The organism is Acidovorax sp. Root568, from assembly GCF_001427445.1.
Classification (GTDB): Bacteria; Pseudomonadota; Gammaproteobacteria; order Burkholderiales; family Burkholderiaceae_C; genus Acidovorax; species Acidovorax delafieldii.
In genome coordinates this window covers 508,021-520,336 of record NZ_LMGP01000018.1, presented here as the reverse complement: position 1 = coordinate 520,336, position 12,316 = coordinate 508,021, and the positions used below count along the sequence as shown (strand labels likewise).

The following is a 12,316-nucleotide window of genomic DNA, read 5'->3' as shown; positions in this document are numbered from 1 at the left end:
ATCCACTCTATGGGTAGCAGATGTGGGCTATGGACCTCGCCCAAGCTTCTGACCAAAACCCATAGAAATCAGCATCAACACCATCCCCCCCAGCTGCCAACCGCCCAAGGTGTGCTGAAAGTACAACCAGTCCACCACGATGGCGACCGTGGGGTAAGCAAACTGCAGTACCGCCACCCGGGCCGTCGCCAGGCGGGCCATGCCTGCGTACATCAAGGTATACGCCAAGCCGGTGTGGATCAACCCCAACCCACCCAGCCATGCCCAGGAGACTCCCCAGGCAGGCCAACCGTGTCCCACGGGGGCCACCCACAGCACGGCCGCACCCAGCGCACATTGCCACCACGCGAGGGTCCCCAGCGGCAGCGCCCCCAAGCGTTTGGCGACCACGGTGACGGTGGCTGTGCACAGCGCACCTATCAGGCACAGGCCCACGCCCACCCAGTAGCCTGGCGCGTGGCTACCGCGCGATGGAGCCACCCCCTCCGCAACCCCCGTGGCCAGGACCAACCCCACCATGGCGACCAGCACCGACACCACGCGCTGCCGGGGCACGGACTCTTTCAACCACCAAGCCCCCAGCAGCAACACCCACAGCGGTTGCACATGGAACAGCACCACCGCCACCCCGGTGGGCACCTGCTGGATCGCGGTGAAAAACAGCCACCAGCTCGCCAACATGAGCCCACTGAGCAGCAACACCCACGGCAAAGCAGCCCAGCCCACCCAGAGCCCCCGCCGAAGTCCCGACCATGACCGGTGGCGCCAGGCCATCCACAACGTGAGCCCGATGAGGCCAAACGCGCACCGGAACCACGTCACCGTCAACGGCGCCGCCTGCGCCTCATGCACGAACACGCCGATGGTGCCCAGCAGCGCGTTGCCCAGGAAAAAGGCGATCCAGCCGTCCAGCCGGTGGGCAGACGACAGCCCACGCGCGCTGCCCGCAGGGGAAGCGGACGCGGGAACCACGGAGACGGATGTGCCTGAAACGGTAGAGGACGGCTGCTGCATGCTCGCAGTGTGGCTGCCAGCCTCTGCAACCGAAAGCGCATAATTTACGAGTCAACCATTCGATCATCGAATACATCACCACAGGGGCAATCCATGAGCTACCGTGACTTGCAACTCGACTGGCTTCAGTGCCTGGTGGCGGTGGTGGATGCAGGCTCGCTCTCCGGCGCGGCGGCCGAGGTGCACCGGTCCCAGTCGGCGGTCAGCATGCAGCTCAAGAAGCTGGAAGACGCCGTAGGCCACAGACTGCTGGAGCGCGATGCCCGCAAGCAGCACCTCACGCCCGAGGGTGAAACCCTGCTGGGCTACGCCCGCCGCATTCTGGAGCTGCATGCGGAAGCACATGACGCACTGAACGGCGACGCCCTCACAGGCCGGGTGCGGCTGGGGGTGCCAGATGACTACGCAGCGCGCTATCTCACGCCCGTACTCAAACGCTTTGCGCCCCGGCACAGCGCGGTGGAGATTGAGCTGGACTGCGAGCAGTCCACCGCCCTCATCCCGCGCGTGGCCAGTGGCGACCTGGACCTGGCATTGATCTCGCGCGACCACGCACGCCGGGGCACGCTGCTGTTCCATGAGCCCATGGTGTGGGTGGGGTCTGCGCAGTTCGAGTTGTGGAGGCGCGACCCGCTGCCGATTGCGGTGTACGAATCGGCCAGCCTGGCGCGGCGCGGCGCCATCCACGCGCTGGCGCAGCAGGGGCGCCGCTACAAGGTGGTCTATCACAGCTCCAGCCTGGCCGGACAAATTGCGGCGGTGGAAAGCGGCCTGGCCGTGGCCGCCCTCACCCACTGCAGCGTGCCACCGCAGTTGCAGGTGCTCGGCACCGAGCACGGCCTAGGGCCGCTAGCGCCCATGGAGGTGGCCGTCTACCGCAGCCGCGCATCGCGCGGCTCCAAGGCGGTGGACAGCCTGCAGAGCCTGCTGGTGCAGACCCTGCGACAGTCCAGCGGCGCCCGCGTGACCGGCTGAACGCCTGCTTACGAAACGGGAGCCTACTTCTTGGAGAGTGCCGCGCTGCGAATGCCCTGCAGTGTGCCGGTGGGCGTGATCGCCTCGGGGTCGATCAGGCAGTGCAGCACGCTGGGCAGGCCACTGGCGCGGGCGCGGGCCAGCGCGGGGGCAAAGTCTTCGGTGCGCTCCACCCGCTCGCCATGGCCGCCAAAGGCCTGGGCGTAGGCCTTGAAGTCAGGATTCTTGAGCTGCGTGGCGCTGATGCGGCCGGGGTACTCGCGCTCCTGATGCATGCGGATGGTGCCGTACATGGCGTTGTCCAGCAGCACCACGATGATGGGCAGGCCGTACTGCACGGCGGTTGCAAATTCCTGACCGTGCATCAAAAAGTCGCCATCGCCCGCAAAGATCACCACCTCGCGCTGCGGCCACAGGCGCTTGCCGCCCACCCCAGCAGGCAGGCCGTAGCCCATGGAGCCGCTGGTGGGCGCGAGCTGGCTCGCGTAGGTGGTGAAGGGCCAGAAGCGGTGAATCCACGTAGCGAAGTTACCCGCGCCGTTGCAGAAGATGGTGTCGGCGGGCAGCACTTCCTTCAGGTGCTGCATCACCTGGCCCATTTGCAGGTTGCCGGGGATGCGGATGGGTGCCGTGTCGCTCCAGGCCAGGTACTCGGCATGGGCCGCTTCAGCGTGCGCCTTCCAGGGCACTGCCGCCGTGGGTCGCACAGAATTCAATGCAGCTGTGAAAGCCTGTGGCGTGGCGTGGATGGCCTGGGTGGGGCGATACAGCTTGCCCAGTTCATCCGCATCTGCATGCACATGCACCAGGGGCTGCGCGGGGGTGGGAATGTCGAACAGCTCATAGCCCTGCGAGGGCACTTCAGACAGACGCCCGCCCACCACCAGCACCAGGTCCGACGCCTTGATGCGCGCCAGCAGCTTGGGGTTGACGCCCAGGCCCAGGTCACCGCCGTAGCAGGCATGTGTGGCCGGGAACAGCATCTGGCGGCGGAACGAGCAGTACACGGGAATGGACCACGCTTCGGCAAACGCGGTGAACTCGCGCACCGCCTGCTCAGACCAGCGGCTGCCGCCCAGGATGGCCACGGGATTTTTGGCGGCTTGCAGGCGCTGCGCCAGCTCGGCCATCTGCGCTGCGCCGGGGTGGGTCTCCGTCACCTGGTAGGGCAACGCATCGGCCACAGTGGCGGCCTCGGTCAGCATGTCTTCGGGCAGTGCCACCACCACGGGGCCAGGGCGGCCCGAGGTGGCGACATGGAATGCGCGCGAGATCAGCTCAGGCACACGCGCCGGGTCGTCAATCTGCACCACCCACTTGGCCATGGTGCCGAACACAGCGCTGTAGTCCAGCTCCTGAAACGCCTCACGCCCCATGGCGTTGCGTGCCACCTGGCCCACGAACAGGATCATGGGCGTCGAATCCTGGTGCGCGATATGGATGCCTGCCGATGCATTGGTAGCGCCGGGCCCGCGCGTCACAAAGCAGATGCCGGGCTGGCCGGTGAGCTTGCCCTGCGCCTCGGCCATCATGGCCGCGCCACCTTCCTGGCGGCACACGGTCACGCCGATGTCGGCATCGTGCAGGGCATCGAGCACAGCCAGGTAGCTTTCGCCAGGCACGCAAAACAGTTGCTGTACACCGTGGGTGATGAGCTGCTGCACCAGGATCTGGCCGCCGGTGCGTGGGGTGAGTGAGGTCGTGTTCATATCAACGGTATCGGGTCAGAAATTCAGAATCAGAACAGGGCCTGGCAGGCGCGTTGGATGCGTGCGCAGGCCTCTTGCAAGTCAGCCGTGGACGCAGCGTAAGAGATGCGGAAGTACGGCGCCAGCCCCAGCACGCCGCCGGGCACCACGGCCACATGGTGCTCGCGCAGCAGGTAGGCGCAGAAGTCGGCATCGGTGCGCAGCAGCATGCCGCCCGGTGTGGTACGGCCCAGCACACCTTCGCAGCTGGCAAAGGTGTAGAACGCGCCTTCCGGCACACGGCAGCGCAAGCCTGGCGAAGCATTGAGCGCGGCCACGACCAGGTCACGCCGGTCCTGGAACGCTTGGCAGCGCTCGCGCACCACGTCTTGCGGCCCCGTCAGCGCCGCCACGGCAGCCGCCTGGCTGATGGACGACGGGCAGGACGTGGCCTGGCTCTGCACCACGGCCATGGCTGCAATCAGTGCCTTGGGGCCTGCGCCGTAGCCCAGGCGCCAGCCCGTCATGGCATACGACTTGGAGACACCGTTCACCGTCAGCGTGCGATCGCGCAGCGAGGGCAGCACGGCGGCGGGCGTGGCAAAAGCGCGGCCGTCGTACAGGATGTGTTCGTAGATGTCGTCCGCCAGCAGCCACACCTGCGGGTGGCGCTCCACCACTTCCAGCACGGGCAGCAGCTGCTCGGCACTGTAGGCGGCCCCGCTGGGGTTGGAGGGCGAGTTGATGAACACCCAGCGCGTGCGCGGCGTGATGGCCGCCTCCAGCTGCTCGGGCGTGATACGAAAGCCGTTGGCCTCGGTGCAGGGCACCACCACGGGTACACCGCCTGCAATCAGCACCATGTCGGCATACGAGGTCCAGTACGGCGCGGGCAGGATCACCTCGTCGCCAGGGTTCACCGAGGCCATCAGCGCGTTGTAGAGGATCTGCTTGGCACCCGCGCCTGCGGTGATCTCGTTGAGCTGAAAGTCCAGCCCGTTGTCGTGCTTGAACTTGTGCTGGATGGCCGCCTTGAGTTCTGCCGTGCCGTCCAGCACCGTGTAGTGCGTCTCCCCCCGCGCCATGGCCTGCTGCGCGGCCTCCAGGATGTGCGCGGGCGTGTCGAAGTCGGGCTCGCCCAGGCCCAGCACGATCACGGGCTGGCCCTGGCGCTTGAGCTGGTTGGCCTCTTGCGTCAGGCGCACGATTTCCGAGACGCCGATGGCGCCGAGGCGGTCGGCCGCGCGGAAGGCCGTAGCGGGGATGGCAGCGTTCATTGCTGGTAGGTCTCCAGGGGCTTGTCGTTGGGGGTGGCGAACAGCTGGCGCAGCGTGGTGCCCAGTGGCAGGTTCAGGCTCATGTTCTTGGGCGGAATGGGGTTCACAAACCACTTGGTGTAGATCTTTTCCATCTCGCCGCTTTGCATCAGCTTGGTCAGCACACCATCCACCGCAGCCTTGAAGGTCGGGTCGTCCTTGCGGAACAGCAGTGCAATCGGCTCGGCGCCCAAGGGCTCGCCCACGATGCGGTAGGCCGAGGGGTCCTTGGAGTTGGCAATCATCCCGGCCAGCAGGTTGTCATCGAGCACAAAAGCGTCGGCGCGGCCTGTTTCGAGCAGCAAGAAGCTCTCATGGTGGTCCTTGCCCAGCACAGTCTTGATGGGCGCGCCACCCAGCGCGCGCTCTTGCTTGCGCAGCAATTGCACGGCGGTGGTGCCGGTGGATGCCGCAATGGTGCGGCCTGCAAGCTGGCTGATGGACTTCAAGTCCGAATCCTTGCGCACCGCCATACGCACTTCGCTCACGTAGGTGGTCACCGCAAAGGCCACTTGCTGCTGGCGCGCGGTGTTGTTGGTGGTGGGGCCGCAGCCGATATCCAACGTGCCGTTCTGCACCAAAGGCAGTGTGTTTTGCGCCGTCACGGCCATGTATTCGAGCTTGGCGTCGGGCGCGATTTCCTTGAGCACGCGCTCGCACAGCTCCACGTGGTAGCCCACGTATTTTTCGTTGGCGCCCAGCGCGTAGGCCATGGGTGGCGAAGTCTCGCGCACGCCCAGCACGGCCTTGCCCGATGCCTTGATCTTCTCCAGCGTCGGCTGGGTGACCGTCTGCGCCAGCGCGGGGGCGGTGGCCATGCAGGCCAGGGCCAAGCCTGCAGCGATCGCAGTGAAGGTCTTGCGGGAAATTGCCATGTCGTTGTCTCCGTATGTTTTGTGGTTGGCAGGTTGAGAAAGGGGTGAGGGAAAACCGGCGGTACCGATGGTGCTCAGATCACGTTCTTTTCGAGCAGTGGTGCGTTGCGTGCAAAGCGCTCGATGGACAGCGGCGACAGGTCCAGGCTTTGGTAGCTGCCCGTAAGCAACAGCTCGGCCACGCCTCGGCCCACGGCAGGGCACTGCTGCAGCCCGTGACCCGAAAAGCCGTTGGCAAACACCAGGTTGTCGCACGCCGGGTGCAGGCCCACGATGGCGTTGTGGTCGAAGGTGTTCATCTCGTAGTAGCCCGCCCAGGCGCCCTGCATGCGCAGTGCTTCAAAGCCAGGGATGCGCTCGGCCAGCGTGGGCCAGATATGGTCCTCGAACGCTGTGTACTCGGGTTCCAGCGGGGCAAAGTCGGCGTCGTTGTCGGCTGCAGGCGCAAAGCCGCAGATAAAACCCTTGCCCTCGGGCCGCAGCCAGATGCCACTGGTGTCGATGAGCAGTGGGCAGCCCGGCAGCGCTGCTGGGCTGCCCAGGTTAAAGACGGTGCGACGCTTGCCCACCACGGGCAAATCAATGCCCGCCCAGCCCGCAATGGCTGCCGCCCAGGGGCCACCGGCGTTCACGGCGTAGCGGCAAGGCAGCACGGCGCCGCTTTGCAGGCGTACTGCGTTCACATGCAACACGCCGTCGCTGGCCGCAGTGTCCAGCCCCACAGCCTCATCGGCCACATAGCGCACGCCCTGGCTCTGCGTCTTTTTGCGCAGCGCCGTCAGCAGCAGGTAGCCGTCAAACCAGCCCTCGCCCGACAGGCCCAGCGAGCCCAGCGCCACGTCCTGCAGCGCCAGCCAAGGAAAGCGCTCTGCCAGTTGCTGCGGGCTCAGCAGCGCCACATCGGCGCCGTGCTGCTTTTGCAACGCATGGTTCTCGCGCAGCGTGGCCTCGCCCGCCTGGGTGGCCAGGTACAGGTAGCCGCCTTCGTGCAGACCGATGTCGGGCACATCGCCGTTGCAGGCCAGCAGCGTGCCCACATTGCGCAAGAAGCCGATGCCAAACGCCGAGATCTGGATGTTGATGTCCGTCGAGAACTGCTGGCGGATGGAGCTGGCCGACAGCGCCGACGATGCACGTGCATAGGTCGGATCGCGCTCGACCACCACCACCTCGCAGCCCGGCTGCTGCAGCGTGAGGAAGTACGCGATGGCACTGCCGATGACACCACCGCCAATGATGACGATGGGGTGTGGGGTCTTAACAATCAACATGAACGGGGCAACCAGCGCGTGGGTTACACGTCAAATGTCACGCCCTGTGCCAGCGGCAGCGCGGTGGAGTAGTTGATGGTGTTCGTCGCCCGGCGCATGTAAGCCTTCCAACTGTCCGAGCCCGCTTCGCGGCCGCCGCCGGTTTCCTTCTCACCGCCAAACGCGCCGCCAATTTCGGCGCCGCTGGGGCCAATGTTCACGTTGGCAATGCCGCAGTCCGAGCCTGCGGCAGACATGAACAACTCAGCCTCGCGCACATTGAGCGTGAAGATGGACGACGACAGGCCCGCGCCCACGGCGTTGTTCATGGCAATGGCGTCGTCAATGGTGCTGTAGCGCACTACGTACAGGATGGGCGCAAAGGTTTCGTGCAGCGCGGGGCCTTCGTGTTTTTGCAGCTCCACTAGTGCGGGGCGCACGTAGTACGCATCGGCACCGCCGATGCCTTCCACGCGGCCACCACCGTGCACCGTGGCACCCAGCGCACGGCTTTGCTCCAGCGCCTTTTGCATGCCGTCAAACGCCATGCGGTCGATCAGTGGGCCCACCAGCGTGCCAGCGGTGCGCGGGTCGCCCACCTGCACGTTGGCGTAGACCTTGGCGAGTTGGGGCACCAGTTGGTCATAAATGCTTTCGTGCACAAACAGGCGCCGCAGCGTGGTGCAGCGCTGGCCTGCGGTGCCCATAGCGGCAAACGCTATGCCGCGCAGGGCCAGGTTCAGGTCGGCCGTGGGGGCCACGATGGCCGCGTTGTTGCCGCCCAGCTCTAGAATGCCGCGCGCAAACCGCGCTGCCAGGCGCGGGCCCACGGCGCGGCCCATGGCCGTGGAGCCGGTGACCGACAGCACGGGCACGCGGGCGTCATCCACCAGCACCTCGCCAATGTCGCGCTGGCCCACGATCAGCTCCAGCAGGCCTTCGGGTGCATCGCTGCCAAACCGTTCAATGGCGCGCTGTGCAATCGCGTGCGTGGCCAGGGCCGTGAGCGGGGTCTTTTCCGACGGCTTCCACACCACCGAATCACCGCACACCAGTGCCAGCGCGGCGTTCCACGACCACACGGCCACCGGGAAGTTGAAGGCCGAGATCACGCCGCAAACGCCCAGCGGGTGCCAAGTTTCCATCATGCGGTGGCCGGGGCGCTCGGTGGCAATCGTCAGGCCGTACAGCTGGCGCGACAGGCCCACGGCAAAGTCGCAGATGTCGATCATCTCCTGCACCTCGCCTAGGCCTTCGGACGGGATCTTGCCCGCCTCGATGGTCACCAGCAGGCCGAGGTCCGCCTTGGCGGCGCGCAGCTCTTCGCCCAGCAGGCGCACCAGCTCGCCCCGGCGCGGTGCGGGCACATTGCGCCATGCCAAAAAGGCCGCATGCGCGCGGCCGATGGCAGCGGTGGCATCGGTCGGGCTTTGCTGTGGCACCTGGGCCAGCACCTCGCCCGTGATGGGCGAGCGGGCCGCCAGCGTGCCGCCCGTGTACGCAGCGCGGGGCACGCCCAGGCGTTGCAGCAGTTGATCGACTTCGGACACAAGGGGGGTGGCGGCAGGGGTGGCAGACATGGCGGCTCGCAAAGGTGAGTGGAGGCGAATAGAAGGAAGCAGCGTGGGAGAAAACGCACGATCAATGCGCCAATATCCGCCAATCGCGCCGTGCTGGATAGCAAAAAAATGGAACTACTTGATCACAAATCAGCATGAAGTGCCTGAAAATTGCAGAGCTACCAACGCTTGATGTACTAGCGCCACAGCCTAAAACCACGCACAACCTGACAGAGCTGCTCATTCCCCCTTCGCATGATTGACCCCATTTGCCACCATGACCCTGCTGCGCCGCACCTTCCTGCCCTCCACCGCCGACCTGCTGGCCTTTGAGGCGGCGGCGCGCCACCAGAGCGTGTCGCGCGCGGCCGAAGAGCTGCACCTCACCCAAAGTGCCGTGTCGCGCCAGATCCGCCAGCTGGAGGAGCAGATTGGCACCGCACTCTTTCACCGTGTGCGCCAGCGTGTGGTGCTGACCGACGCGGGCCGCGTCTACGCGGCCGACGTGCAAAACGTGCTGCAGCAACTGTCGGCCAGCACACAAAAGGCCATGGCGTTTTCCAGCACCGACGGCTTGCTCAACCTGGCCGTGTTGCCCACCCTGGGCACGCGCTGGCTCATCCCGCGACTGGGCGGCTTCATGGCGCTGCACCCTGAGGCGCTGGTCAACTTCTCGGCCCGCACCGAGCCGTTTGACTTTGCAGGCACCCCGTTTGACGCCGCCATTCACTTCGGCACGCCGCACTGGGCGGGCGCCGTGTGCGAATACCTGATGCATGAAGAAACCGTGCCCGTGTGCAGCCCCACCTACCGCGACCGCCACCACATCCACACCCCGCAAGACCTCACGCGCGTGGTGCTGCTGCAGCAAAGCACCCGCCCCACCCAATGGGCCGAATGGTTCGAGCTGGTGGGCGCCCCCACAGCCCTGGCCCTGCGCGGCCCCCAGTCCGAACACTTCGCCATGATTGCGCAGGCTGCCGTGTCGCACCTGGGGGCAGCGCTGCTGCCGCGCTTCTTGATCGAGCAGGAGCTGGCAGCCGGGAGCCTGGTGGAGCTGTCAGACCAGGTACTGACGAGCACCGATGCGTATTACCTTGTGTACCCGGAAGCGCGGGCGCAGACTCCGCTGGTGAAGGCGTTCAGGGATTGGGTGGTGGGGGAGTGCGCAGTGCAGAGGTAGGGGAAAGGATGACGGCGGCAGCGACCACCAGCATGTCGAATTCGTTCAAGACGCCGCCCCCAGGGCCAGGGCACCATCCCGCGTCATGCAACTTGAATCCCTCGACACCCATCTCTGGCACGCCACCCACGCCTTCAAGGCCAACGGACTTCCCATCACCACGCGCATGACGTTGGTGCGGCTGCCAGGACAGCAGCTTCTCGTCCACTCACCAATTCCAATGCCCCCAGGCAGTTCACTGCTGGAGCAGCTGCAGGCACTTGGCACGGTGGCTTTCATCGTGGCACCTAACAAGATGCACCACCTGTTTCTGGCGCCTTGCACCCAGACCTTTCCGAACGCCAGGGTGTATGGCCCCAAAGGACTGGGCCAGAAGCGGCCAGACCTGGCAGCCAGGAGACTGCGCGAACTGCCCGCAGCCGATGTGCCCGAATGGCTGCCAGACCTGGAGCACCTGGCTTTTGAGGGCATTCCTGCAGGCAATGAGTCGGTATGGTTCCACCGACCTTCGGCCACGCTCATCGTGACGGACCTGCTGCAGTGGATGGCGGGGGACCTGCCTTGGTCCACGCGTGCCTATGCCACGCTGACCGGGGTGCGGCGCCAACTGGCCGTCCCGCTCACTGTGCGCGCGCTAGTGCGTGACCGTCGTGCCGCAGCCCGCAGCGCAGAGCGCGTATTACGCTGGCCCTTTGAGCGGGTCGTGACGGCCCACAACCAGGTGCTGGACAACCATGCCTACGCACAGGTCAAACAGGCGCTCGCAGTGCTCTGACCGAAACAATCACCCCATCATCTGCGGAACGCCGTGGGCCTCACTGCCGCGCCACCACCCCGTATCCCTCAAAGATGTCGGAGCACATACCCCAACCCGGTATTGGCCAACAGCCCCACCAGCACCAGCCCACCGGCCACCACGGCCGCATGTACCTTGCCGAGGGCTGCGCGCTCGCGCACCCAGTGCCATTCGGCGATACAAAACCACAGCAGCGCCAACAGAAACAGCCCCACGCCGACCGCAGACAGCACCCCGCCCACCAGGGCCAGCGACGTGCTGATCGACACGGCCAGCGCAAAGGGTGCGACCAGGTAGCACTGCTCGTAAAACGGGTTGCGCAGGTTGAGACGGTGAATGGGTTGGCGGCTATGGCGCAGATACCACACAGCCCCGGCCAGCGACCAGATGCCAAAAGCCATGGTGCGATACAGCAGCAGGTTCTCCTCGGACTTCAGCAACGCGCCCGCGAGCGTGCCCATCGCAGGCGCTGCCTGCTTGCGCAGAGCCAGATCAAGCACATGGGCCACCAGCACGCACAGGATGAGCAAAAGCGGCGGGCTGATCGCATCGCCGTAGCGGTCATCGCCTTCGCGGTCTTGCTCCGCCTGCACATAAGTGACCATCTGGCGCGGGCGCCGCACGATGCGCCACAAGGTCTTGGGCAACAACACCAGCCAGATCAGCGCTTCATACACAAAGTCTTCAAACGACTTGAGGATTTTGAGAAAGTCCAAAAAACAACTCCTTGAGGCCTTGGGCCCATCCAGTCAGGGGCCCATGCTGCGTGAAAAGGCCAGCGCAAAGGCCATGATCGCCCAGTCGTTAGCGATGTGAGCGATGGTGCTGGCCCACAGATTGCGGGTGTAGAGAAATACCGCAGTCAGCACCAGGCGCGCGGTGCCGATGACCAGCAAGGCCTGGCCGACATGCCATTGGTAGGTGGGCAGGTGCAGCGCTCCAAACAGCAACGCCGTGGCCACCCACGCCACAGCAATTGCCCAGCGGGCAGGCATGCCGACGCGGTGCAGCAAGGCGACGGTGGCCAGCAGCGGGAGAATAGTGAGCAGCTCCTCACCCAGCAATTGCACAGCCACCAGCGCAAACCGCGCTACCAGTTGTGCAGATGTCAGGCCCGCAACGGCATCCACACTGGCGTTGGCACTGAGGTGCGACATGCCAAGCCCGTACACAGCCACCAGCCCAGGCAAGCCCAACACCAGTGGCACGGCAGCCAATGCCAACGCCACGTCGCGCCAGCGGGGGCGTCTGAACAGGGCAACCCAGTCTGGGCCCACGGCGACGCGCAATCCTGCCCACTGCACGCCCACAAACAGCACTGCTGCCAACGCCCCGGTCCACGGGCTCGGGTCCCAGCCCGGCATCGTCAACAACAACACGAAAGCGAGGGCACTGGCGACCCACAACGTCATGCAGCCGTTGGTGGACAGAGATACGGGATGGCCAAAACAGTAGGGCAAGTCCGGCTTAGCTGATAAGGAGGTTGGTGCGGGTGATGTATGCGGCAAGGTGGTTCCATGGGTATGCGCTGCATCCCTCCCAAAGGATGCGGCTCTGGCCCTAGGTTACCTGTGGATCAAGAAGACGGCCATGGGCCGCTGGGGCCTGCCCCTCACCGAATCTCGCATAGAAGAGGTGTGACTCGCAGTACCACACCCCA

At 65.5% G+C, this 12,316-nt stretch carries 11 protein-coding genes; 3 read left to right on the top strand and 8 right to left on the bottom strand.

Annotated elements, in window-relative coordinates; genetic code table 11:
* Positions 1-27 precede the first annotated feature (27 nt).
* Positions 28-972, bottom strand: coding sequence for a DMT family transporter (locus ASD75_RS20160; protein ID WP_235511665.1), 945 nt, complete (start codon positions 970-972; stop codon positions 28-30).
* A gap of 135 nt (positions 973-1,107) precedes the next feature.
* Here ASD75_RS20160 and ASD75_RS20155 point away from each other — a divergent pair, with 135 nt between their 5' ends.
* Positions 1,108-1,989, top strand: coding sequence for a LysR family transcriptional regulator (locus tag ASD75_RS20155; protein WP_056747556.1), 882 nt, complete (start codon positions 1,108-1,110; stop codon positions 1,987-1,989).
* A gap of 23 nt (positions 1,990-2,012) precedes the next feature.
* Here ASD75_RS20155 and ASD75_RS20150 read toward each other — a convergent pair whose 3' ends face one another.
* From ASD75_RS20150 to ASD75_RS20130, 5 genes are all read right to left on the bottom strand, one after another.
* Entirely contained in the window at positions 2,013-3,698 is a 1,686-nt protein-coding gene (locus ASD75_RS20150; protein ID WP_056747555.1) for a thiamine pyrophosphate-binding protein, read from the bottom strand.
* A gap of 29 nt (positions 3,699-3,727) precedes the next feature.
* Entirely contained in the window at positions 3,728-4,954 is a 1,227-nt protein-coding gene (locus ASD75_RS20145; RefSeq protein WP_056747552.1) for a pyridoxal phosphate-dependent aminotransferase, read from the bottom strand.
* The gene (locus tag ASD75_RS20140; RefSeq protein ID WP_056747551.1) at positions 4,951-5,868 is read right to left on the bottom strand and encodes an amino acid ABC transporter substrate-binding protein; all 918 of its coding nucleotides are present in this window, start codon (positions 5,866-5,868) and stop codon (positions 4,951-4,953) included. Before ASD75_RS20140 ends, ASD75_RS20145 begins: the two co-directional genes overlap by 4 nt.
* A gap of 74 nt (positions 5,869-5,942) precedes the next feature.
* Entirely contained in the window at positions 5,943-7,139 is a 1,197-nt protein-coding gene (locus ASD75_RS20135; RefSeq protein WP_056747550.1) for an FAD-binding oxidoreductase, read from the bottom strand.
* A gap of 23 nt (positions 7,140-7,162) precedes the next feature.
* A complete protein-coding gene (locus ASD75_RS20130) occupies positions 7,163-8,698 on the bottom strand; it encodes an aldehyde dehydrogenase family protein (protein WP_056747548.1) in 1,536 nt (511 codons plus the stop codon).
* A gap of 256 nt (positions 8,699-8,954) precedes the next feature.
* On the opposite strand from ASD75_RS20130, the gene ASD75_RS20125 reads away from it, so the two are divergent.
* Together ASD75_RS20125 and ASD75_RS20120 are read left to right on the top strand one after the other, a co-directional pair.
* The gene (locus tag ASD75_RS20125) at positions 8,955-9,860 is read left to right on the top strand and encodes a LysR family transcriptional regulator (RefSeq protein WP_200947625.1); all 906 of its coding nucleotides are present in this window, start codon (positions 8,955-8,957) and stop codon (positions 9,858-9,860) included.
* Between the two features lie 85 nt (positions 9,861-9,945).
* A complete protein-coding gene (locus tag ASD75_RS20120; protein WP_056747546.1) occupies positions 9,946-10,635 on the top strand; it encodes a DUF4336 domain-containing protein in 690 nt (229 codons plus the stop codon).
* 68 nt (positions 10,636-10,703) lie between these two features.
* Here ASD75_RS20120 and ASD75_RS20115 read toward each other — a convergent pair whose 3' ends face one another.
* Both ASD75_RS20115 and ASD75_RS20110 read right to left on the bottom strand, forming a co-directional pair.
* Complete coding sequence (locus ASD75_RS20115) at positions 10,704-11,372, bottom strand: hypothetical protein (protein ID WP_056747544.1); 669 nt, start codon at positions 11,370-11,372, stop codon at positions 10,704-10,706.
* Between the two features lie 33 nt (positions 11,373-11,405).
* Positions 11,406-12,068, bottom strand: coding sequence for a CPBP family intramembrane glutamic endopeptidase (locus ASD75_RS20110; protein ID WP_156401057.1), 663 nt, complete (start codon positions 12,066-12,068; stop codon positions 11,406-11,408).
* Between the last annotated feature and the right edge of the window lie 248 nt (positions 12,069-12,316).

Coding starts and splice junctions, on each gene's coding strand:
- ASD75_RS20155 (WP_056747556.1), top strand. CDS start 1,108: ATGAGCTACCGTGACTTGCAACTCGACTGGCTTCAGTGCCTGGTGGCG.
- ASD75_RS20150 (WP_056747555.1), bottom strand. CDS start 3,698: ATGAACACGACCTCACTCACCCCACGCACCGGCGGCCAGATCCTGGTG.
- ASD75_RS20145 (WP_056747552.1), bottom strand. CDS start 4,954: ATGAACGCTGCCATCCCCGCTACGGCCTTCCGCGCGGCCGACCGCCTC.
- ASD75_RS20140 (WP_056747551.1), bottom strand. CDS start 5,868: ATGGCAATTTCCCGCAAGACCTTCACTGCGATCGCTGCAGGCTTGGCC.
- ASD75_RS20135 (WP_056747550.1), bottom strand. CDS start 7,139: ATGTTGATTGTTAAGACCCCACACCCCATCGTCATCATTGGCGGTGGT.
- ASD75_RS20130 (WP_056747548.1), bottom strand. CDS start 8,698: ATGTCTGCCACCCCTGCCGCCACCCCCCTTGTGTCCGAAGTCGATCAA.
- ASD75_RS20125 (WP_200947625.1), top strand. CDS start 8,955: ATGACCCTGCTGCGCCGCACCTTCCTGCCCTCCACCGCCGACCTGCTG.
- ASD75_RS20120 (WP_056747546.1), top strand. CDS start 9,946: ATGCAACTTGAATCCCTCGACACCCATCTCTGGCACGCCACCCACGCC.
- ASD75_RS20110 (WP_156401057.1), bottom strand. CDS start 12,068: ATGACGTTGTGGGTCGCCAGTGCCCTCGCTTTCGTGTTGTTGTTGACG.